The following is a 21,888-nucleotide window of genomic DNA, read 5'->3' as shown; positions in this document are numbered from 1 at the left end:
TAACCCTCTCCCTACTTCATCCCTAAACTTTCCTTCATCAGGGCTACGGCCGCTTCTGGGTATCGCTTAGCTAACACTCCTAGTGAGGCCATAATGTAATGATTGTCGATTAATATTTGTGCTTCATCGGTGGGGTATAAAATATTTTGGCGATTTTTACTTAGAATCCCCTTTAATATTTCCTTCCCCTTCGGAAGCCTCGTTAATGCGCCACCTGTTCCAATAATATATTTTACATTAGAGAGGTCTTTTCCTTCTGCGATGGTGGTTTTTCCTCCTGGTCCATATAGATGCCTAATCTTCCCAGCATGTCTTTCTAAGGCAGTTAATACCGCTTCTAGGGTTAAGCGTTCTACAAATTTTATTTCATCAGGAGTCTTAGGAATTGCCCGATATGCTTCCATTAGGGCCTCAATGTTTAAAGAAAGCTCTTTTTCGAGATTTTCTTTACCAATTCTTTCAACAATGTTTCCCATATTGACATATACCCCTAAATCACCTTCTACAGTTCTCTTTGCTAGGGGTTCGGGACTAACGAGAATTCGATTAATCTCCTCGCTTCCCTCCGTTACAGAATGAAGGTCTGTGGTGGCACCACCAACATCAAAGGTAATAAGGTCTCCCACCTCTTCTTTTAGGGTTTTAGATGCCTCCATTACAGCTCCTGGTGTAGGAATAATCGGACCCTTGACCATCTCTCTAACAGCTTTCATACCTGGGGCATGGATAATATGTTCTTCAAAAACCTCTTGTATTACCTTACGGGTGGGCTCAATGTTTAATTGATCTATTTTGGGATATACATTTTCAACACAATAGAGTTTGCTATTGGTTTCTGCAAAAATCTCTTTTATTTCTTCTTGATTCTCGATGTTTCCTGCATAGATAATTGGTACATCCAACCCTAGCTCAGCGATTTTCTCTGCATTATGGATTGCAGTATCCCGCTCGCCATAATCTACCCCTCCAGCTATCAAAATAATATTTGGTTTAATTTCTTTAATCTTTTTTATATCAGTTCTTTTCATCCTGCCTGCTGTTACTTGATGGATAATGGCTCCGGCACCAAGGGCAGCTTCTTTAGCCGCTCTTACGGTCATATCATAGACAAGACCATGTACTGTCATTTTCAGCCCTCCAGCTGCACTACTGGTGGCCAACATTTCATCATACTCTAGTTGGTCTACAGCTAGCCTTTTTCTTAAATCTTCTACTGCTCCCCGTAAACCAATGTTTACATCCCCCTCTAATACTGTGGTGGGGGATTGCCCCTGTCCAATAAACCTTGGACAAGGGCTGTGGATATCTTTAAAGGCATTGACAACCGTAGTTGTACTGCCTATCTCCGCCACTAAAACATTAACCTTCATTTTGCATCTCACTTCTTTTCTTTACCAGAAATGTAGCAACGTGAATTCCCTTTGATCCTCTTCCAAAACCTGCATCTACTCCTTGTTGTACCGCTAGTTCTGGCGTTACTTGAGTCCCTCCGCAGGCGATCATGATTTTATCACGAATTCCCTTTTCTATACAAAGTTCATGGATCTTCTTCATATTCTTATAGTGGATATCGTCATGACTGATTATTGTAGATGCTAGGATTGCATCGGCATTTAATTCGATGGCAGCATCAACTAACTTTTCTAAAGCCACCGATGTACCAAGATAATGACACTCAATACCATATTTCTCAATCCCACCATGCTTAATGTCGATGATCTCCCTTAATCCAACGGAGTGTTCATCTTCTCCAACTGTACCAGCAACAATTTTCATTGGTTGCTTTTCAATTTCTTCTCTTACTTCATCTTCAGACATAACTTCTGGCTCTGGTGGAATCACTAAGTCAGCAGTATCTATGGCAAAGGCAACTCTACCCTTTAACTCGATTCTAGTACCCTCTGATGGATGCATTACTTCCTTATGGATTACTTCTACATCTTCTAAGCCCATTTTCTTACCCATTTCAATAGCTGCAAATTCTGCTACTCTTTTAGGTACTGGCAGGAATAGATTAAGCATTACATAACCGTCTCCCATCCATTCCACTTCAGGCTTAATTTTTGAAGTTTCTCTTAACTCTTTTGTTTCCTCCATACGTACATTAACATTATCAGTTTCATCTAATTCATCAATGTAGACAATTTTTTCTGGCACTTCATAGGTAGACCCCCCTATTAGTTTAGAAGGCTCATTTACAGCAGATGGGTCATATTGCCCTACATTATTATACCCAAAGTGGGCTGTTACAGGTGCCATATAGTCTTCATCTCTTTCAAATACTGTTCCTACACCAATTCCTTGGTCAATTTTCCTTGCAATTCCATCGCCATTTCTTTCTGGATAGTATCCAGAGTCAACAAAGAAACCTTCCTCTACTGCTTTAAAGTACCCACCAACTTCAAGAACTTCTTCCATGAATAGAACAGCTCTTTCCTTTAATTCTCTTACTTTATCCCTTAAGATTCCTTCATCCTTTAACTGGATCATTTCCATTAACCCATCCATACCTACCAATGCTTGTTTTGCCGTATCACATGCCTCCATGTTGTAGATATGCCAAGGTACATTTCTTCCCTCATCTGGTGTGATGGTTGACTGGATGTCTGCCCTCGTTAATCTTGAAACTAATAAGTTTAATACATGGGTAACGGTGGCTTCTCTTGTTGAAGATTCCATATACTTTGTATTCATTTGAGCCCTCATTTTGTATTCATTAAATACTTCCCTTAGGGCAACTGCATAGGGTAAGTCTAATGTCATATTGGGAGCAGGCGGTGCCGTTGGTGGTACTGTTGAAAGACAGATGTTTTCCTTCTTCATTCCCACTTTTACAGAATAAATAGAGTTTAGGGCGTGTTGTACCATTAGCTCTGGCATAACCTTCCAAGCTTCTCTAGCTGTTGCATTGGCATTGTGGGCCCCGTCAATTTGAGCGATATCTGCCCATACCATATTACTTTTTGCCTCAGCTGCATCTACAAAGGAACGAATCATATTAATATTTCTATATAATACATTGTACTGAGGATCTTGGTGGGCGCCATTAACCCCTTCTTCAGCAAACATAACAGCGATTTCTGGCCCTGCAACACCACTTATATAGGAATGGTAGTTAATTGGTCTTCCTACTTCTTCCTCAATTAGATCTAATGCTTTTCTTTGGGCTCTTACTTGTTTTCTAGTGATGGGAATACCACCAATCCCTTGAGGAGTCCCTTCAATAAGCCCGTCGAAGTGACTCTGACCAGCTGTACGAATTACCATGATATGATCGGCTCCATGCCAAGCAGCCATCCTCATTCGACGAATATCGTCTTCAAACCTTCCAGAAGCGATCTCAGTAGTGATTACTGCATCTGGTTGAGGGTCGATATCATTAAAGTATTTTGCCGATGGTAATGGCACGCTATTTTTTAATGGAGCTGAGGCATTTTGGTAGGTGAAGGGCCCCATTTGAAGATTATCTTCCTTCTTTCTCCATGTCCATCCTCTTCGCCTAGGTTTATAACTCTCTAAATCTTGTAGGATATTTTTGATATCTAATTTTTCATTAGGCTTTAGTTCCATTATTTAGCACCCCCTTGAAAAGTTTCTAGGGCTTCATCCCATAAGTTTCCTTCTGCTAATTGAAGTCCTGCTTCACGAATGTCCATTCCTTTTTTCTGAGCTAATCGATAAACTACGTTCCCTGCACCTTTTCCCATTAGTCCTCGATCCATAACACCTTCTACAATAGCCCTAGCCTCCATGCTGGAAAAACCCATACGTAATAGTACAGAACGCTCTATTGATGGTGTTGTATGTTTTTTAGCCATGTCTACCATTGGTTCTACAATTTGTTCTGCCAACTGCCAAAATTTCTGCTCTAGTTCTTGATCTGTTAGGTCTTTTAAATGTACGCTTCTTTGCTGAAAATCATCTGCTCTTTTCATTTAGCACCTCCGTCAATATATATAATCAATCCTCTTATTTTAATTATTAATTTTAATGATTAATTTAAGTACAAACTTAATATTCGATGTTACTTTATAGGGATAATATCAATACTCCCTTCTAACTAATGAAAGCGAGATTTCTACTAAATAGTTGTATAACATAATACTGCCTACAAATAGGTTACTCGATAATTTTTACATTTAAGCTATTTAGTATTGATGTAGCAAATTCTCGAGTCGTTTTACAGTCCTTTATTAAAAAAGCTAAGTCCTCTTCTGTGACTTCAGTTAAATTATTTTGAGTGACACAGTTTTTAATATAGGAGCCACGAAGTTTTTCCATCTCGATTTCTCTAGCCTTTATTAAAGATGGATGGGAAGGTAGAATGATGTTTTCTCCTTGAATTTCATCCTCAGGATTACCAAACTCAATTTTAATTCCGTTTTCCTTAGCAAAGGATAATTGAGGCTGAATATGCTTTCCTGCCCCGGTATATTCGGTTTCCTGCACCACGATAATTTGATCTTGATCCATTTCTTGTGCTAGGGCAAAGGCAGCAGCTAATGATGTATTCCCAGCTGGACCCCTTTCTAAGCCTTCCAATTGGGCTAAGGCTTCTGTCATATAGAAGACTTCCCCTTGGTTAACCAACACATAGCGATCCATATAACGCAATGGTCTTGCAGCTGATCTTGGTACATCAGAACGATCTGGCCATGTTGAGAAGGGTATACCAAAGCCAGTATGACCTGTGGTGAAGGACTTTCTGTTAAAATCTCCATCGCTGGCCATATGTAGTCCCTTTAAATTAACGCTGGCACCAACAATTTTTACTTCATCGGCTCCCGCTTTAATCAATCCTCTGGCTGTCCCTGTCAAATTTCCTCCACCTGCATTAGTGCAAACCACAACATCTGGATCCTTTCCAACCCTTTCTCTAAACTGCATTGCCAGTTCGTAGCCTAGGGTTTCTACCCCTGCAATACCAAAGGGTGTGTATAATGAAGCATTAAAATAACCCGTCTCCTCCAGCATTTTTAAAAAGGTATAAAATAGTTCTGGCCCCACAGTTAGCTGTACAACTTCTGCTCCATAGGCCTCACATTTTCTTGCCTTCTCAATAATTTCAGGTTGACCTTTGCCAGTGCTGTCATAACATTCTTGAATGATAATACATTTTAGCCCTTGCATTGCTGCTTGACTGGCAACAGCCGCCCCATAATTTCCACTGGTGGCAGCGATAACCCCCTTATAACCTAACCTTTTTGCATGATATACTGCATTAGCTGCCCTTCTAGCTTTAAAACTTCCAGAGGGATTAGAAGCTTCATCTTTTATAAAGATTCTTGCCCCCTTCCCCTCTGGTGCTATTTTTCTAGATAAAGCAGTTAAATTTTTTAATTCTAATAAAGGCGTATTCCCAACACCTGTTTCTCCTTGAATTTGTTGCATTTCTTGAAGGGTATAGCCCGTCTCCCTCATGATTTTTTCATAGTCGAAGGCTACCTTCCCATATTCAAATACACTATAATCTATCCCCACAGCTCTTTTCATTATCTCTCCCCGACGAGACATGATGGCTTCATAGGTCATTTCTCTAGTCATGGCCTTCACCTGCCCATAAGATCTCCTTTAACTGAAGACCTATTTCTAATATTTCTGGTACAAATTTTCCGAAGTCATGGTCATAATAGGGATTCGCTTCAAGTAATGTCCCTTCAACGTTTCGACCTGTAATGGTCTTTACCGCCACTCTTTCACCTATCATTGCCTCTTCCAGTAAGAATCCCTTTACCCACATTTCTAATGGAACTTTTTTCGTATCTTCTGGCAGATTAGGGGATCGTTCTTGGGGGCTTAATACAATATCATGTATTCTTACCCATGTACCCTTTTCGATTTTCATTTATGCTCTCCTACCTTTTTATATTATTTCTCTAATAAATCCCTCATGTCTCCCATAATTGCCCTTGGAACTGGTAAATCTAACATTGTTTTTAATCCTGCCCTTGCATTAATTACATGAGGGATCATATTAACACACATTGCGATTGTACCAAGTCCACCTTCTACCTCTGGTTTAATTGACATATTTACTTCTGGAGTTCCTTTTATATTGATATAATCTCCTGTGAAGGTCCCTTCCATTTCTGGTTCAATCTGTTGTGGATGAATCATATTAATCTTAACTTCACCATCTACATAGCCTTGTCCAGTCATATTGACACCAGCAACATCTCCAGCAGCAGCAAATCCATGGGGTGACTTTCTATCTACGGTAGTAACAATAGGCTTCATTTGCTGTTCAAATTTATCTACCTTCCAGCCAATAGCATCGGCGATCATTTGTATTGATTCAGCAAATCCAACGTGACCTGCCATTGTTCCTTCTTCACACCGTCTATTAAACTCATCAACTTTCATTCCTACACCCTGTTCTTCCATAACTGTATGTCCAAATGGTGATAAGCTATTAACACGTTTTGCTTCAATATGTTCTACATCAGTCATACAACCTGTTAAACATACAACCAATAGGTCCATTATTAACCCAGGGTTAATACCTGTGCCTAAAACTGTTACTCCGTTCTCTTTTGCTATTCTATCAAGTTCTGCTGCTAATTCAGGATTTTGTGCCTGAGGATAAGCCATTTCTTCAGCTGTTGAAACTACATTTACTTTTTGCTCTAAACAATATTTTATTCTTGGAAAAGCTGCCTTAGTGAATGAATCTGTTGCAGTTATACAAACATCACAACTTCTTTCCGTTAATACTTCTTCGATATTTGAATTGATTATGACTGGCTTTCGGTTTCCTCTTTCAATCCCTAACACATCATACATATCTTTTCCAACTCTAGCTTCGTTTCGATCACAAACCCCAACAATTTCTACACCCTTCTTTTGCAAAAGCATCTTTGCCATTCCACTACCCATAGCTCCAAAACCCCAAATAATCACTTTAATATTTTCCATTCTATACCCCTCCAGTTATGTATTAATTCCTTCGCCTTTATTCATTGCAATTATTTTGCCAAAACCTTGTTATTTCAATAAAATATTATAGACAAACAGTATATTTTTGTTTATTCACTATTTTCAGTATTTTATACAAATTGAAGAAATTACATTGATTTATTTTCAAAGGGTAGAGTCATTCGTTTATATTCCTATGAATAGATATTCATTTATTATTTCTGTATTTTACCACATTATTATTAACTACCATCTGCCTTATGGCCCTTTATGGCAGAATAGATAAAAAAACGCAAATTATTTTGCATATAATGCAAAATAATTTGCGTTTAATAGCCATTTTAAAACTATTACAAAGAATATAAAAGGCCCTAAGTTTAATAGCTAAATATAACGCTTTAACTTATGCTGTAGAGTTTGTCTTTTTAACCCTAGTTCTTTGGCTGCTTTCGTAATATTACCATTATATTTTTCCATCGTATTAATGATATAAGCTTTTTCTATTTCTTCTAATGTATCCTTTAAGCTACCTGTCTCCTTTAACGTTTCTTGGTTAATCACGATAGATTTAGGATCTTTTTTTTCTCTTTTAAAGAGATAATCTGGAAAGTGCTCTTCTTTTAAAATATGTTCATCCTGCACCATATTCATGGCTCCTTCAATGACATTTTTTAGTTCTCTAACATTACCAGGCCAATGGTATTCTAAAAAATGCTTTCCTATTTCCGAGGCAATCATCCAAACCTGTTTACCTAACTTATGATTAAACTCATTTATAAAAAAATCAGTTAGTAAAAGAATATCCTCTTGTCTATCCTTTAGACTAGGAATCGTTATGTTAACTACACTTAAACGATAATACAAGTCCTTACGAACCCTTCCATTTGAAATAGCTTCATTTGGTTCTTCATTGGTAGTAGCAATGATTCTAACATCTATAGGTATATCCTTTAGCCCCCCTATTCTTCTTACATAACCTTCCTGTAAAACTCGTAAAAGTTTTGCTTGAAGCTGTACTCCCATTGAGTTGATTTCATCTAACAGAATTGTCCCACCATTGGCTTGTTCAAATAATCCTGGGCGATCGACGGCTCCAGTAAAGCCCCCTTTTGTCGTACCAAATAAAATTCCCTCTAATAATGTTTCAGGTAAGGCCGCACAGTTTTGGGCAATAAAAGGTCTATTTTTTCTGTCACTATGGTAGTGAATACTCTGGGCAAAAAGTTCTTTTCCTGTCCCTGTCTCTCCATATAGCAGTACACTTGAGGATGTAGTTGCCGCTCTTCTTGCCCCATTAATGGCTTTTAAAAATCGGCTACTTTTTCCCTTTAAGCTTTCGAAGGTATAGTTTTTCATATCCTTTTTTTGATTGGGCTCAGTACTGCCTAATTGTTGCTGCAGCCTTATAATTTCTTCTGAGAGATTTTTTATTTTTGTAATATTCTTGGCTATTTCTAAAGCCCCGATTTTTTCATTCTGATAATATAAAGGAATTGTGGTATTGATTGTTGTAATTTTATTCCCTTTATTATTTAAATAGGTTTGGGATTGATTAATAATGGCTTTTTCATTCTCAAGAACCTTCAACAATGTACTTGTATCATGGTTGAGGCTAGGAAAAACCTCTAGCAGGGTTTTACCCATGACATCATCAATCTCCATCCCTTCCAACTCTGCCATACTGTTGTTATATAAAATCGTCTGTCCCTCGTTATCGATTACATGGATTCCTTCATCTATGGACTGCAAAATTTTTTGCAGTATGATTGTTAGCATCTTTTTTGACTTCATAAGGGTCCCCCTCTACTGCTTAATCCGTTAACTTTAGTATATCAGTTTTTATAAATTCCTTAAAGATAAAAACTCCCTAGTTTATGGCTAGGGAGTTGTTGAAAATCCATAACTCTAATGTCTAAAATAACCATTTCTTAAGGTCGTAGAACTTAAAGTCAACATATCGATCAGCCTTGTTATCCTCTTCATAATAAATGATCGTGCCTCTGTCATCTTCAAATGTAAAAAAAGTAGTATTTTCCAATTGAAATGCTTTTAGTTTTAGCTCCATTGGTTGTCTAACAATAGCAGGCATTTCAATATTCTTTTCTTCTCCATTAATCTTAGGATGGATCAAATGGTTCACCCATATAAAGTCTGACTCCCCAAGTTTATAGATCATTTCTGTATAGGTAGTGGCATTTTTAACAGTGGCTACAAAGATCGAAGGGTCGTTTGATATCCCCATACTAATTATTTGGTGGGGTCCAAAAAACTGCATTTCTTTAAAGGGAAATAGTTTAAATTGGGGGTGGTCTTCATTGGGCAATCTGACAGCAAACCACTTACCCGTCCACGACCCTTCTTCCTCCGGCTCTGTCCCCACTAATAAAGCCCCATCACTTTTCCATATCTTCCCTTTAGAAGGCTTGTCCCATGTATAAATTACCTGTGGTTCTTTTCCAAAATTTTTGTACAGCAATTGATTTGATTGAATATAGATGGCATAGTCACCATCTCGATAATAGAGTAGTGGCTGACTACTGTCGGTATCAAATATTCCTGTCGCCCGTTCCCATTGAGAAATTTCGTAGGATTCTTGATGGGCTACCTGTATTTCTTCAATTGTTTGAAATTGCCATAGACCTAAGCCCACTAATATACATAGAACAATAACTACTACTATAAACCACCTTTTATCCTTCATTTTAATCCCCCTTATAACATGTAGAAAAATGATATAATTTGAATTTTTTTACATTATTTACCTCAGTATAACAGTTTTTTATCCTTAAATAAAGTACAAATCATTTAGTCATTATTTTATATGTTTTGTTAATGGGTTTGAAAAAAGGCATAGCTCTAAATTAGAACCATGCCTATTTCATTTCTCTTTTAGAGAATATGTATCTAAAATTCAAAATTCAACTCAAAATCTATCTCGCCAGCATATGCTTCATATTCTAAGAAAAAGTGCTCTATTGCCTTCATAAATTCTGATTCCATTTTACTAAGATTTGTTTCTACCCTACCCTGTATTACAAAAAGTTCTGCTTCTTTCCCCTCAATCGCTAAAGCAATTAATTCTTCGGTGTCTGCAATAACAAGATTATAATAGTATAGTACCCTTCTCATATAAAACTGAGATTGCTCAAATACTTTTACATCCTTTATAGCATTAAAATCACTTTGCATTTTTTGACTATTATTTCTAAGTTTTACTAGTTCTTGTTGGATTAAAGTTTCGGATGCGTAGGTTATCATCATTAATGTGTCAATATAGCTTAACAATCCTTCTTCTAAAAGCTCAGTTGTATCTACAAACAATTCAATATAGGCATCTATCGTGGCTTCATCGATCACAACATCTGCAATAACTTTGACAATTCTATTTGCACCATCCCACTCTACAACTGCACCCAAACTCTCGGCAACGAATCTTGTTGGTACAAGAGTTCTACCATTAACAACTTTAGCAGGCACATCCATCTTTACTTCTTTACCATCTACAACTGCTGTCGTATTTCCTACAACTAATTTGATTGTAGAATTCCCTTTTGTCCCTGTAATCGTTTGGTTTGCACTATTCCAATCTACTTGTGCTCCAAGCTCTTCAAAAATTGCCCTTAAGGGTACTAAGGTTCTACCACTTTCCATCACAGGTGGTTGATCTAGTCTTAGGGTTCTACCATTTACAACTATCCCAATATTATTTGATGCAAACACGATCATTGTACTGGCACTAGCAAAAAACATAGTACAGACAATTAAAACTGCAATTAAACTTTTGATATTTTTTTTCATTATGCATTCCTCCTAGTTAATCTATTATACACTATTCAACTTTTATTCTTATTTTCCTCCATATTTTACTATTTTTTTTAAACCCCTACCTTAGCACTAATTTAATTTTACCTTTATATGGATATGATTTTTGGCAAAATATAGAACTAAATAAAGTTGGAACTTTTACTTTCATCCCACGTCTAAATATATAAACAGCTACAAAATGAAAGCTTATGAATAAAAAGGATATATTGAGAAAGGATGATATTTATGAAAAAAAATAAAATTACTGCAGGTCTTTTATCTGCTTCAATCTTAGCTTTATCAGCAGGAACAACTTTTGCATCTGAAGTGGAACTTCTACCACCAGATCAATTACATGTGATTTATGAAGCAGTACCTATTAGTGCACCTCTACATCAATCTCATTTTAATGGTGTGAGGGGAGAGGTTAAAGAGATTAAAGAGCTTAGTCATTTAGAGGATACGCTATTTGCCACTATCCAAGTTTCAGAGGATCAAATAGTCCACATGTATATTCCTAAAAACCTACATGTTATTGGAAGTGATAAAATAGAGGTAGGGGCAATTATTACAGGCTACTATGACGTTAATAAGCCAATGCTGATGATTTATCCTCCCCAATATAATATTGAAGCTGTTCATGTAGAGGGAGCAGCCGATGAGATGATCAACATTAAGGTAGATCTCTTTAATGAAGACTTAGTTAGTGCAGATCATTCTTTAAAAATTATGCCTTCAGATGAGACTGTAATTATCACCCAAGATGGGAATGTCTACGAGGGAGAGCTTATAAACCGACATTTAGCTGTAGTTTATGGTATTTCTACTAAAAGTTTACCTGCTCAAACTGCCCCCACTAAAATTATCGTTTTAACTGAAGAAGAAGTTGAGTTAGAGAATGAAGGTGTAGAACTTATTGACTATCCAGATTCATCTGAACTTATTAGAGATGACATAGCCTATGAAAACCATATACCAATTATGGGTGATGTATCTAAAATGGATTATATCGTAGAAAACAATGAAATTATTCTTCCTTCAGCCTACATTAAGGATGAAAGTACAGTAATGGTTCCTCTTCGTGGCATTGCAGAAGAATTAGGTTTAGATGTAAAATGGGACCCTGCAACAAAATCTATTACAGTAGGTTCTGATATTAATTTATCTATAGGTGGCCAATATACTTCTAATGGAGCAATTGTTGATCTTGGTACTGCACCAGAATTGTTAGATGGAACTACCTATGTTCCTCTAAGCTTCTTTAGAAAAGTGGCTCACTTCAACAATGCTTATGTCTTCGAAGGTCAGATTGTTATCGATAATGGAGAAAAAATGGAATAGATTTTATTTTTAAAAAAATCACTGGGATAATATGCCCAGTGATTTTTACTATTTTTCTCTATTTTTTTATTATATTTTTTTATTCGTATAGCTTAAACTTTGAGGTAAGCTGAGTTACCATCTGACTTGCTTCTTCTAACTTTTCAGGGGCATCAATAATTGTCGCCATGATTTCGGCAATCGTAACCATATCTTCTTCCTTCATTCCTCTTGTTGTAACGGCTGGCGTACCTATTCTAATTCCACTTGTAACAAAAGGACTTTGAGGGTCAAAAGGAATAGTATTTTTATTTACTGTAATACCCACTTCATCTAATAATTTTTCTGCATCTTTACCAGTAATATTCTTATTTCTTAAATCTATTAATAATAAATGATTATCTGTTCCTCCAGAAACTAGCTTAAAGCCCCTATTAACTAATTCTTCGCCTAATCTTTTAGCATTCTTTAGAACTTGCTCTTGATATGACTTAAATTCTGGGCTTAAGGCTTCCTTAAATGCTACAGCCTTTGCAGCGATTACATGCATTAATGGTCCTCCTTGGATCCCAGGGAAGATAGACTTATCAATTTTCTTTGCAAATTCTTCTTTACAAAGGATTGCACCACCCCTTGGTCCTCTAAGGGTTTTATGGGTAGTAGTCGTAACAAAATGGGCGTATTCGCAAGGATTCTGATGCAAACCAGTAGCCACTAACCCTGCAATATGGGCCATATCCACCATTAGATATGCTTCAACTTCATCAGCAATCTCTCTAAACTTTTTAAAGTCTATTGCTCTTGGATAAGCACTTGCACCCGCAACAATTAACTTTGGTTTTACCTCATTAGCAATTCTTCTAACTTCATCGTAGTTAATTTGATGGGTCTCTTCATCTACACCGTATTCAACAAAATTATAATATGTACCAGAAATATTAACAGGGCTTCCATGGGTTAAATGTCCACCGTGGGATAAGTTCATTCCAAGTACTGTATCCCCTGGTTCTAACACTGTAAAGTAGACACCGATATTTGCATTTGAACCAGAATGGGGTTGAACATTTGCATGTTCTGCATTAAATAATTGTTTCATTCTATCACGGGCTAAATTCTCTGCCACGTCTACCTCTTCACAACCACCGTAATATCTTTTTGCTGGATACCCTTCTGCATACTTATTAGTAAGCTGACTACCCATGGCCTCCATTACAGGAATTGATACAAAGTTTTCAGATGCAATTAATTCAATCTTTTCCCTCTGTCTTTTTGTTTCCTTTTGAATTACTTCATAAATCTCAGGATCTGCTTTAATTAATTGTTCAAAGTTCATAGGTCATTCTCCCTTCGCTTTGTCGAAATTTACCATAACTTTATTATAGTTTTTTTATCTTAAATTTACAAGTTTGACAGAAAAATTTTACAAAATATTACCTAGCTTAAACTATTACTTAGGGGCTTATATTATTTCATAATCAATCTTTATCATCTTTATATCTAGTAATGCTGATAAAGATAAAAAATTTTATTTTCAACGATTTTAATATCTTATCATCTAACAGTCTAATGATGTCAATCATGTTATATTATACACATATACCAGTTAAACATACCTAAGACTATTGAAAATAGCATTAGCTCAGTCTACTAAATACTAGTAGCTAATTAAATTAACTCTGCAATTTCCTCAATTATAAAGCTACTATTTCAAAAACGAGAAATAATAATGATAATAATAATATCTTATCGCTGGATATATACCCAATATAACAGAAAAAATATCTCTTTTTAAAAATTATTATTTAAAAATTAATTTTTTTTATTTTCCCCCCTTATATTATTCTCTAACATTTGGTATAGTATAGTAATACCATTTGGGAGGTGTTTAAATGCAACGGGTAAACCAAAAAAAGTTATTGGTTATGGCTCTCTATGCAGGTGAGATTATGCTTAAAAATGGCGGTGAAACCTATCGTGTAGAAGATACCATAATCAGACTATGTAAATCACGAAACTTCCCCTTTGTTGAGTCTTATGTTACCCCAACTGGAATTATTATCTCTGTTGACAATGAAGGTGAAGATCATAATGAAATGATTTCCTATGTTAAGCGAATTAATTCTAGAAGCATTAATTTAAATAAAATTAATGAAGTAAATGATTTCTCTCGTAAATTTGTTGAATCATCAATGTCCCTTGAAGAAGCCATGGCTAAACTTAAAGCTATCGATCAATTACCGGCCTACAACTTAAAAACCAGAGCCTTATTCGGTGGAATTGCCAGTGCTTTCGTTGCTTTATTATTTGGTTGTAATTTTTATGAATTCTTTGCAGCTTTAATGACCAGTATTCTTGTAACCATTTCACTACATCAGCTTCAAAAGAATGGTTTTAATCTATTTATTACCAATATGGCAGGGGGCTCAGTTGCTGCCCTTATGGCTATTTTATTTTCTATTCATCCTGCAATTCATGTTGACATGGTAATTATTGGAGCTATTATGATCATGGTGCCTGGGGTTGCCATAACCAATGCTGTTAGGGATACGATCTCAGGTGACTTAGTTTCCGGATTGGCGAGGGGGGCCGAAGCCTTTTTAATCGCCATATCAATTGCCTTCGGTGTTGGATTCATCTTAAAAACTTGGGTTTTTTTAGCAGGAGGTAACCTAATATGATTAGTCTTCTAGGGAACTTTATCTATGCATTCATTTGTACTATCGGTTTTGCGGTGATTTTTAACGCTCCAAAGAAATCTTTAATAAAATCTGGTATAGCAGGAGGTACAGGGTGGATCATTTACATTTTGTCCAATGAAATTTCACAATCTGCTATTGTTTCAACCTTTATTGCCTCATTAGGAATAGGACTAATTGGTGAGTTTTTTGCCACCTACTACAAAAACCCCATCACAGTATATATTATCCCAGGAATTATTCCGCTTGTTCCTGGTTATGGCCTCTATTATACCATGCTTTCAATTTTAGAGAATGATTTTCAAAAAGCCACCACCTACGGAAGTGATGCTCTTATGGTTGCAATGTCAATATCAGCAGCCTTAACCATCACCCTCTCTATAAACGCCTACAGAAAACGGGCCCTTCAAAGAAAAAAAATGGATAAAAAAGTGGACACCAATAAATAAAGAAATTCATAATTAAAAATTTAAGCCTGTTGAAAAGTCTAGCTAAAGACTTCCCAACAGGCTTGTTATTATGAAGACAATCTATCGACAGAAGAATCAACCTGACTGTATCAAGTCAATTACTCCATATGTGATAACACCATAGTATGAAAACAATATAGTATGTTAACTAAGCATTAAGTTTTAATCTATCAACATATTCTATTATTTCCTCTGAAGTTGACAAGGAGAGCATATTTTCTGCATGTTTTTTCCACTCTTCATAACTTAGAGAACTTATTAATTTCCTAGCAGGTAAGATTGATATCGGGCTCATGCTAAATTCATCTAGCCCCATCCCTAAAAATATCGGAATCAACCTTTGGTCTCCTGCCGATTCTCCACACATACCAACCCAAATCCCTTCTTTATGACCATTTTCAATTACCATTTGTATTAATCTAAGAACAGCAGGATGGAAGGGTTGATATAAATCATGAATTTTTTCATTCATTCGATCTACAGCACAAGTATATTGAATCAAGTCGTTTGTACCGATACTAAAAAAATCTACATGTTTTGCTAGCATATCACTAATGATTGCTGCAGAAGGTACTTCAATCATGATCCCCACTTCTATATCATCAGAAAAACGAATGCCTTCCTGATTAAGTTCCTCCATTACCTCCTGTAAAACTTTTTTAGCCTCTAAAAGTTCCTTTAGATTAGAGATCATCGGGAACATTATTTTTAAATTACCGTAAATACTTGCCCTAAGCATGGCCCTAAGCTGATCTTTAAAGATTTTATTTTCTTTTAAGCACAGACGAATTGCTCGATATCCCAAGAAGGGATTCATCTCTTCATCAATCTTTAAATAGGGAAGATTTTTATCTCCTCCAATGTCCAGGGTTCTAATGACAACAGGTTTAGGATTCATTGCTTCTAAAACCTTCTTATAGGCGCTAAATTGTTCCTCTTCAGTAGGCATCGTATTTCTGTTCATATATAGGAATTCTGTTCTAAATAAGCCTACCCCCTCAGCATCATTTCTTAAAAGACCATTAATATCTTCTGGGGTTCCTATATTCCCACCAAGTTCTACCTGTCTACCATCCTTTGTGATACTTGCCTTCCCCCTCATTGCTTCAAGGTCTTTCCGTTCTTTTTCATAGGCATCCTTTAACCTTTTATATTCTTCTATTTGATCTTGGGATGGGTTGATGTCGATTTTGCCAGTTTCTCCATCTAAAATTATGAAATCTCCATCGTTAATTACAGAAGTGGCATTATTTAAACCTACTACAGCAGGAATTTCTAGGGTTCTTGCCATAATAGCTGTGTGGGAGGTTCGCCCACCAATATTTGTTATAAATCCTAAGATTTTATCCTTATCCATTGTAGCTGTTTCAGATGGGGTCAGGTCGTGGGCTACTATAATTACCTCTTCATCTAAAAGGGATAAGTCAGTGGCCTTTTGGCCTGTTAAATTTCTTAAAATACGGTCAGTAACATCACGTATATCCGCTGCCCTTTCCTTCATGTATTCATTATCCATTCCTTCAAATATGGCTATAAATTCATCGGCTGTTTCCTTTAATGCAAAGGTAGCATTATAGTTGTTCTCTATTTTTTGATGGATGGTCTTTATTAATTCTGGGTCTTCTAGAATCATTAAATGGGCATCAAAAATTGCCGCCTTACTCTCCCCTAAATTAACCAATGCTTTTTCTCTAATTTTTATTATTTCTTCTTTAGATTTCTTTAAAGCTGATGAAAACCTTTCTTTTTCCTCTTCAACATTAGCTACAGTTTCCTTTTCTATCTTTATCGCTTCATTCCTAAGCACAAGGGCTTTCCCTATAGCATAACCTGGGGATGCTGCTGTTCCCTTAAGCATAATCTCACCTTCCTTTACTCACCAAAGCTAGAATTAAACAGTTCTTCAAGGGCCATCATTGCTTCTGCTTCATCTTCACCTGTAATCGTTAACATTGCCTTGTCGCCCTTCTGAAGCCCAGCACTTAAGATATTCATAATCGATTTAGCATTAACCACTTTATCTTTAAATTCAATGAATATTTCCGAAGAAAATTCACCTGCTGTTTTTGAAATAATAGCAGCTGGCCTTGCATGAATTCCAGTCTCATTTAGAATAGTAATTTCTTTTTTCACAAGATATTCCTCCCTTTTATCTTTTATCTATTTTATAATTAATTGGTCTGCCTCTCCCCGCTTTACTTCATTTCCCTCTTGGATGAGTATCTCTTGGCCATCAAAAAGGTTTGTAAAAATGATTGGCGTTATAATCGACTTTCCAGCCTTTTTAATTTTCTCTAGATCAACCTTAAGTAGAGGTTGCCCTGCCTTTATTTCTTCCCCTTCATCTACAAGGAGTTCAAAGCCTTCTCCCTTAAGACTAACAGTATCTATCCCTACATGAATGAGTATTTCCATGTTAAGATCTGATAGTAGGCCGATTGCATGCTTTGTTGCAAATACATTCATTACCTTGCCATTGACTGGTGAAACCACCTCACCATAGGTTGGATCAATTGCAAAGCCATCTCCCATCATTTTGCTTGCAAAAACCCCATCAGGAACATCAGCTAATTTAATAATTGTTCCATCTAAAGGCATAACAAAATTAAGTTTATTTGGCGATTGCTTTTCATCTAACTTTTCCTGTTCCTTATCAACATTGAAATGCTTTAAAATTTCTACCTTTAATTGATTAGATGCTGTGGCAAATACTGCTTGTAGCTCATCTCCAACCTCTAACACCTCTAATGCGCCTAATTCAATTATTGACCTTTGATGGATTTTCTCTTTATCGACAACCCTAATTCTAAGCCTTGTCATGCAGGCATCCACCTTTAGAATATTACCTTGCCCCCCAAGGGCTTCCATGATTAGGATTGCTTGTTCTTCAATTGTGGGTTTTTTTTCTATTTCTTTGCCTTCGTTTTTTGCTTTTCCAAAACCAAATAGCTTTTTTAACATCATTAATCTACTCCTTCCTTAATTTAATCAACAAAAAAAGCATGGGTAAAAGACATTAAGGGGTATAAAACTTACTCCTTAATCATTCTTCACTCATGCCTGATCGAATCAGTAACACGTAAAGTCTTATCAACAATATATTAGGTTAAAAACCTTTTCATTCATTATTAAGGAAATGGCACAATACCATCAATCTGAATTTATATTCGTCTTTACAATAATATAAAATTTAATATAATTATGCAATTTCCTCTATTAAGAAATAATATTTCTTAACTTATGCAGATGGATGGCTGTGTAGCCAATCTCTGCCTTAGGGATGGTAATTTTCATGGTATTTTCTATTATCTTTGAAATATCAAAAGCTAACTTATATTCATAGGCAAGTTCAGCCTTTAGGCTTGTATTAATTGTATCGATAATTTCTTGTTTATTTTCAGCCCTTTTAATGATCCCCCCCAGATGAATTAACAATCTTTTATAATCAAAGGAGTCCTTCTCTAATTTTATTGCTAACTTCTTCTCAATATAATCTATCAGCATATTCATTAGCCTTGAATGCTCCTGTGCTTTCAATTTGTTGTTACTTCCTCTTCCTCCATAGAAATGAAGGGCTAAGAAACCGATTTCCTCCTTTGGTATCGTTACAGCTAGTTCCTCTTCTAAAATAAGGGAAACTCTTTGGGCTAGCCCATACTCTACAGGGTACAATAGCTTTGTTTCATACAAGAATGGATTTACAATTTCAATCCCTTCTCTAATTCTTTTAATAGCAAAATTAACATGATCAATTAATCCTAGATTAATTGAAGAGCTAAAGTTAAGCCCTAATTCTGAAGAAATCATTTCATTAATCTTTTTACAAAGCTCAATAATACGAGGATCAACTGTTTCAAAGAAGGCTTCATACTTTCTATCTTGTAGATCTTTAAAGGATATGAATTTTTCCTCAATCTCTGATAAATTTTCTAATAAGTCCCCTTTTTTACGACCAAAACCTAACCCTTTTCCAACAAAAACAAAACTATTCTGCTCCCCTTTTACTAATATTACATTATTACTTAAAATTTTTGAAATGATATACTTTCCCACAGCAATCCTCCAAAACTATTAGATTTTTCCCTATAAATGTTGTCTTTTGGCAAAATCGATGAATCTAAATTTATCGGGTCGATGCCTTGATTCAGTGAATTGAAATAAGCTGCCGTTGTCTAGATAAATATAGTTTTTAACAACAACAATCATATTATAGTTGTCAAAGTCTAAATACTGCTGGTCTTCTTCTGTAGCTTGCTGAACTGTAATTTCTTTTTTAGCAAAGTTTATTCTTAGCCCAAGGTCATTCTCAATATATTGATAGATGGAATCTTTGCAAATCTCTTCTGTTAAATGGGGTACGAATTCCATATTTAAGTAATCCTTATCTAATATAATTTTTTGCCCCCCTATTTTCCTCACTCGAATCACCTTCCAAACCTTATCTTCCTTAGATACATTAAGGTGCTTCATTAAATAGTCATTGGGGTTGATTAGTGCACATTCCTTAACAATTGTTTCAGACTCTACATTAATTTTTTGTGCTAATTCCTTAAAACTAGTTAAACCAGATACAGGAAATTCAAACTTATTAATATCCAACACAAAGGAGCCCTTCCCCTTAACCTTTAGGATAAAACCATTACGCTCCAACAAATCTAGTGCCTTCCTAATGGTGTCCCTCGATACATGATACTCCTGCATTAATTCATTTTCTGAGGGTAGCTTTTCCTTTGGTTCTAGCATCCCATTCTCTATTTTATTTATGATTTTATTATATATATTAATATATTTGTGGTCCATATCCATCACCTAGATTCGTATTTTTACTTATTTTAGCACTATTAACATCTTTTTTCAAGGTGATATACGATAGATTCGTAGGGCCTAAGCAGTAGTCTATCAAGCCTTTCTGAAGAATTTTCATAATTGGAGATTAAAACTCGACAGTTAAAATCATCTAACTTTAACTGGGCTGGCAACTGAAAAATTGCATTTCTAGGATAAAAATTATTAATAACGATTAGTTTTTCATTTTCATAAGTCCTCATATAAGCATAAATATCTTCATGGTCTTCTAAAAGAGGCATATAATCTCCATAAGCAATAATATCCATATTTTTTCTAAGCTTTATCAGCTTCTGGTAATGATAAAAAACTGAGTTTGAATCCTTTAATGCTTCCTCTACATTGATCTCTTGGTAGTTATTTGCAACAGAAATCCATGGTTTGCTATTTGTAAAGCCAGCATTGTTTCCTTTGTCCCACTGCATAGGTGTTCGAGAATTATCTCGAGATTTTGATTGAAGTATTTGAATAACCTCTTCTTCTTCCATACCTTCCTCTATCAGAATTTTATAATGATTAATAGATTCAATGTCCTTATATTGGTCTATCCTATTGAAGTAGGGATTAGTCATACCAATTTCTTCCCCTTGATAAATATAAGGGGTTCCCCTTAACATATGAATAGCCGTTGCTAACATTTTAGCAGATTCCCTATGATAGGTTTCATCATCCCCAAATCTTGATACGATACGGGGTTGATCGTGATTACACCAAAAAACAGCATTCCATCCATTTCCTTTTTGCATTCCAATTTGCCAATTATTTAAAATATCCTTTAGTAATTTAAAGTCAAAATCCATTACTGTCCACTTATCACCCTTATGGTAATCTACTTTTAAATGATGGAAATTAAAGACCATATTTAGTTCATCTTCCGCTGGGTTAGAATATTTAATGCAATTTTCTATAGATGTAGATGACATTTCTCCAACTGTTACAATCTCTGGGTGTTTACCAAAGGTCTCATTATTTAGCTCCTTTAGATATTGATGTATAAAGGGACCATCGGTATAAAATCTCCTTCCATCCCCTTCATAATCATCTTTAAATTCCTTTGGCTTAGAAATTAAATTGATTACATCAAACCGAAATCCCTTTACCCCTATTTTAATCCAATAATTTACGATTTCAAATATTTCCTTTCGAAGTTCTATGTTATCCCAATTTAGATCAGCTTGGGTAGCATCAAATAAGTGAAGGTAATATTCATTAAAGTCTTTAACATATTCCCAACAGGAGCCTCCAAATTTTGATTGCCAATTGTTTGGCTCTTTTGCTTTACTAGGTTTTTTAAAAATATAGAAATCCTTGTATTTTTCATCACCCTTTAGTGCCTTCTGAAACCATTGGTGTTCTGTTGAAGTGTGATTAAAAACCATATCTAACATAATATCTATTTCTAATGCATTAGCTTGGGTAACTAGTTTTTTAAAGTCCTCCATTGTTCCAAACCTTGGGTCAATTTTACAATAATCCGCAACATCATACCCATTGTCCCTTTGAGGAGATTCATAAAAAGGAGTAAGCCAAATATAGTCGATTCCCAATAGCTTTAAATATTCTAATTTACTAATAACTCCCTGCAAATCGCCAAAACCGTCACCATTAGTATCCATAAATGATTTGGGGTAAATTTGATAAACTACACTTTTTTTAAAGTCCTTCATGATATCTACTCCTTTAGTCAAAACTGTCTTAAGTAAACAACTATATAGTTTAGGAAAATGCATCTTTAATATTAAAATACTATTCGTATAATCAAAAGTAAAAATAGTAATAGTTATAGATAAATACATACCAAGATATTATGCAGTTCCCTGATATATTTACGTTTCCTT

At 35.6% G+C, this 21,888-nt stretch carries 19 protein-coding genes; 3 read left to right on the top strand and 16 right to left on the bottom strand.

Features of this window, described 5'->3' with window-relative positions; all coding sequences use genetic code 11:
* Window positions 1–11: 11 nt before the first annotated feature.
* The 9 genes from T335_RS0100515 to T335_RS0100475 all read right to left on the bottom strand — a co-directional run bounded on the left by T335_RS0100515 (window position 12) and on the right by T335_RS0100475 (window position 10,713).
* Window positions 12–1,370: a GlmL-related ornithine degradation protein gene (locus T335_RS0100515; RefSeq protein ID WP_026475791.1), complete on the bottom strand. Its 1,359-nt coding sequence runs from the start codon at window positions 1,368–1,370 to the stop codon at window positions 12–14.
* Window positions 1,360–3,570 carry a D-ornithine 4,5-aminomutase subunit OraE gene (gene oraE, locus T335_RS0100510; RefSeq protein WP_026475790.1) on the bottom strand — a complete coding sequence of 737 codons (2,211 nt, stop codon included), beginning with the start codon at window positions 3,568–3,570 and terminating at the stop codon, window positions 1,360–1,362. The genes T335_RS0100515 and oraE overlap by 11 nt, the downstream gene beginning before the upstream one ends.
* Window positions 3,570–3,935, bottom strand: coding sequence for an ornithine aminomutase subunit alpha (locus T335_RS0100505; protein ID WP_026475789.1), 366 nt, complete (start codon window positions 3,933–3,935; stop codon window positions 3,570–3,572). Before T335_RS0100505 ends, oraE begins: the two co-directional genes overlap by 1 nt.
* A 184-nt stretch (window positions 3,936–4,119) precedes the next feature.
* The gene (gene ortB / locus T335_RS0100500; RefSeq protein WP_026475788.1) at window positions 4,120–5,544 is read right to left on the bottom strand and encodes a 2-amino-4-oxopentanoate thiolase subunit OrtB; all 1,425 of its coding nucleotides are present in this window, start codon (window positions 5,542–5,544) and stop codon (window positions 4,120–4,122) included.
* A complete protein-coding gene (ortA, locus tag T335_RS0100495; RefSeq protein WP_026475787.1) occupies window positions 5,537–5,845 on the bottom strand; it encodes a 2-amino-4-oxopentanoate thiolase subunit OrtA in 309 nt (102 codons plus the stop codon). The genes ortB and ortA overlap by 8 nt, the downstream gene beginning before the upstream one ends.
* A gap of 23 nt (window positions 5,846–5,868) precedes the next feature.
* Complete coding sequence (gene ord / locus T335_RS0100490) at window positions 5,869–6,915, bottom strand: 2,4-diaminopentanoate dehydrogenase (protein WP_026475786.1); 1,047 nt, start codon at window positions 6,913–6,915, stop codon at window positions 5,869–5,871.
* A gap of 384 nt (window positions 6,916–7,299) precedes the next feature.
* A complete protein-coding gene (locus T335_RS0100485; RefSeq protein ID WP_026475785.1) occupies window positions 7,300–8,706 on the bottom strand; it encodes a sigma-54 interaction domain-containing protein in 1,407 nt (468 codons plus the stop codon).
* A 121-nt stretch (window positions 8,707–8,827) separates the two neighbouring features.
* Window positions 8,828–9,616 (bottom strand): hypothetical protein, encoded by a 789-nt coding sequence (locus T335_RS0100480; RefSeq protein ID WP_026475784.1) that lies wholly within the window; start codon window positions 9,614–9,616, stop codon window positions 8,828–8,830.
* Window positions 9,617–9,819: 203 nt separating this feature from the next.
* The gene (locus T335_RS0100475; protein ID WP_026475783.1) at window positions 9,820–10,713 is read right to left on the bottom strand and encodes a copper amine oxidase N-terminal domain-containing protein; all 894 of its coding nucleotides are present in this window, start codon (window positions 10,711–10,713) and stop codon (window positions 9,820–9,822) included.
* A gap of 252 nt (window positions 10,714–10,965) precedes the next feature.
* Here T335_RS0100475 and T335_RS0100470 point away from each other — a divergent pair, with 252 nt between their 5' ends.
* On the top strand, window positions 10,966–12,060 hold the full coding sequence (locus tag T335_RS0100470) for a copper amine oxidase N-terminal domain-containing protein (RefSeq protein ID WP_026475782.1): 1,095 nt from the start codon (window positions 10,966–10,968) through the stop codon (window positions 12,058–12,060).
* 79 nt (window positions 12,061–12,139) lie between these two features.
* On the opposite strand, the gene T335_RS0100465 is transcribed toward T335_RS0100470, so the two are convergent.
* Window positions 12,140–13,372 carry a serine hydroxymethyltransferase gene (locus T335_RS0100465; protein ID WP_026475781.1) on the bottom strand — a complete coding sequence of 411 codons (1,233 nt, stop codon included), beginning with the start codon at window positions 13,370–13,372 and terminating at the stop codon, window positions 12,140–12,142.
* A gap of 556 nt (window positions 13,373–13,928) precedes the next feature.
* On the opposite strand from T335_RS0100465, the gene T335_RS0100460 reads away from it, so the two are divergent.
* Both T335_RS0100460 and T335_RS0100455 read left to right on the top strand, forming a co-directional pair.
* On the top strand, window positions 13,929–14,717 hold the full coding sequence (locus tag T335_RS0100460; protein ID WP_026475780.1) for a threonine/serine exporter family protein: 789 nt from the start codon (window positions 13,929–13,931) through the stop codon (window positions 14,715–14,717).
* A complete protein-coding gene (locus T335_RS0100455; protein WP_026475779.1) occupies window positions 14,714–15,184 on the top strand; it encodes a threonine/serine exporter family protein in 471 nt (156 codons plus the stop codon). The genes T335_RS0100460 and T335_RS0100455 overlap by 4 nt, the downstream gene beginning before the upstream one ends.
* A gap of 169 nt (window positions 15,185–15,353) precedes the next feature.
* Here the strand turns inward: T335_RS0100455 and ptsP are convergent, their stop codons facing one another.
* From ptsP to treC, 6 genes are all read right to left on the bottom strand, one after another.
* A complete protein-coding gene (gene ptsP / locus T335_RS0100450; RefSeq protein WP_026475778.1) occupies window positions 15,354–17,063 on the bottom strand; it encodes a phosphoenolpyruvate--protein phosphotransferase in 1,710 nt (569 codons plus the stop codon).
* 14 nt (window positions 17,064–17,077) lie between these two features.
* On the bottom strand, window positions 17,078–17,338 hold the full coding sequence (locus tag T335_RS0100445) for an HPr family phosphocarrier protein (protein WP_026475777.1): 261 nt from the start codon (window positions 17,336–17,338) through the stop codon (window positions 17,078–17,080).
* Between the two features lie 27 nt (window positions 17,339–17,365).
* Window positions 17,366–18,166, bottom strand: coding sequence for a PTS sugar transporter subunit IIA (locus T335_RS0100440; protein WP_169735919.1), 801 nt, complete (start codon window positions 18,164–18,166; stop codon window positions 17,366–17,368).
* Window positions 18,167–18,421: 255 nt separating this feature from the next.
* The gene (locus T335_RS0100435; protein WP_026475775.1) at window positions 18,422–19,258 is read right to left on the bottom strand and encodes a PRD domain-containing protein; all 837 of its coding nucleotides are present in this window, start codon (window positions 19,256–19,258) and stop codon (window positions 18,422–18,424) included.
* A gap of 30 nt (window positions 19,259–19,288) precedes the next feature.
* The gene (treR, locus tag T335_RS0100430; RefSeq protein ID WP_026475774.1) at window positions 19,289–20,005 is read right to left on the bottom strand and encodes a trehalose operon repressor; all 717 of its coding nucleotides are present in this window, start codon (window positions 20,003–20,005) and stop codon (window positions 19,289–19,291) included.
* Window positions 20,006–20,046: 41 nt separating this feature from the next.
* Window positions 20,047–21,717 (bottom strand): alpha,alpha-phosphotrehalase, encoded by a 1,671-nt coding sequence (gene treC, locus T335_RS0100425; protein ID WP_026475773.1) that lies wholly within the window; start codon window positions 21,715–21,717, stop codon window positions 20,047–20,049.
* Between the last annotated feature and the right edge of the window lie 171 nt (window positions 21,718–21,888).

This window comes from Alkaliphilus transvaalensis ATCC 700919, assembly GCF_000621485.1.
Classification (GTDB): domain Bacteria; phylum Bacillota; class Clostridia; order Peptostreptococcales; family Natronincolaceae; genus Alkaliphilus; species Alkaliphilus transvaalensis.
The sequence above is the reverse complement of the archived record's forward strand: the minus strand, read 5'-3'. Positions and strand labels throughout refer to the sequence as shown.

Excerpts from the sequence above, each read along its gene's own strand:
- T335_RS0100515 (WP_026475791.1), bottom strand. The coding sequence starts at position 1,370 with ATGAAGGTTAATGTTTTAGTGGCGGAGATAGGCAGTACAACTACGGTT.
- oraE (WP_026475790.1), bottom strand. The coding sequence starts at position 3,570 with ATGGAACTAAAGCCTAATGAAAAATTAGATATCAAAAATATCCTACAA.
- T335_RS0100505 (WP_026475789.1), bottom strand. The coding sequence starts at position 3,935 with ATGAAAAGAGCAGATGATTTTCAGCAAAGAAGCGTACATTTAAAAGAC.
- ortB (WP_026475788.1), bottom strand. The coding sequence starts at position 5,544 with ATGACTAGAGAAATGACCTATGAAGCCATCATGTCTCGTCGGGGAGAG.
- ortA (WP_026475787.1), bottom strand. The coding sequence starts at position 5,845 with ATGAAAATCGAAAAGGGTACATGGGTAAGAATACATGATATTGTATTA.
- ord (WP_026475786.1), bottom strand. The coding sequence starts at position 6,915 with ATGGAAAATATTAAAGTGATTATTTGGGGTTTTGGAGCTATGGGTAGT.
- T335_RS0100485 (WP_026475785.1), bottom strand. The coding sequence starts at position 8,706 with ATGAAGTCAAAAAAGATGCTAACAATCATACTGCAAAAAATTTTGCAG.
- T335_RS0100480 (WP_026475784.1), bottom strand. The coding sequence starts at position 9,616 with ATGAAGGATAAAAGGTGGTTTATAGTAGTAGTTATTGTTCTATGTATA.
- T335_RS0100475 (WP_026475783.1), bottom strand. The coding sequence starts at position 10,713 with ATGAAAAAAAATATCAAAAGTTTAATTGCAGTTTTAATTGTCTGTACT.
- T335_RS0100470 (WP_026475782.1), top strand. The coding sequence starts at position 10,966 with ATGAAAAAAAATAAAATTACTGCAGGTCTTTTATCTGCTTCAATCTTA.
- T335_RS0100465 (WP_026475781.1), bottom strand. The coding sequence starts at position 13,372 with ATGAACTTTGAACAATTAATTAAAGCAGATCCTGAGATTTATGAAGTA.
- T335_RS0100460 (WP_026475780.1), top strand. The coding sequence starts at position 13,929 with ATGCAACGGGTAAACCAAAAAAAGTTATTGGTTATGGCTCTCTATGCA.
- T335_RS0100455 (WP_026475779.1), top strand. The coding sequence starts at position 14,714 with ATGATTAGTCTTCTAGGGAACTTTATCTATGCATTCATTTGTACTATC.
- ptsP (WP_026475778.1), bottom strand. The coding sequence starts at position 17,063 with ATGCTTAAGGGAACAGCAGCATCCCCAGGTTATGCTATAGGGAAAGCC.
- T335_RS0100440 (WP_169735919.1), bottom strand. The coding sequence starts at position 18,166 with ATGTTAAAAAAGCTATTTGGTTTTGGAAAAGCAAAAAACGAAGGCAAA.
- treR (WP_026475774.1), bottom strand. The coding sequence starts at position 20,005 with ATGGACCACAAATATATTAATATATATAATAAAATCATAAATAAAATA.
- treC (WP_026475773.1), bottom strand. The coding sequence starts at position 21,717 with ATGAAGGACTTTAAAAAAAGTGTAGTTTATCAAATTTACCCCAAATCA.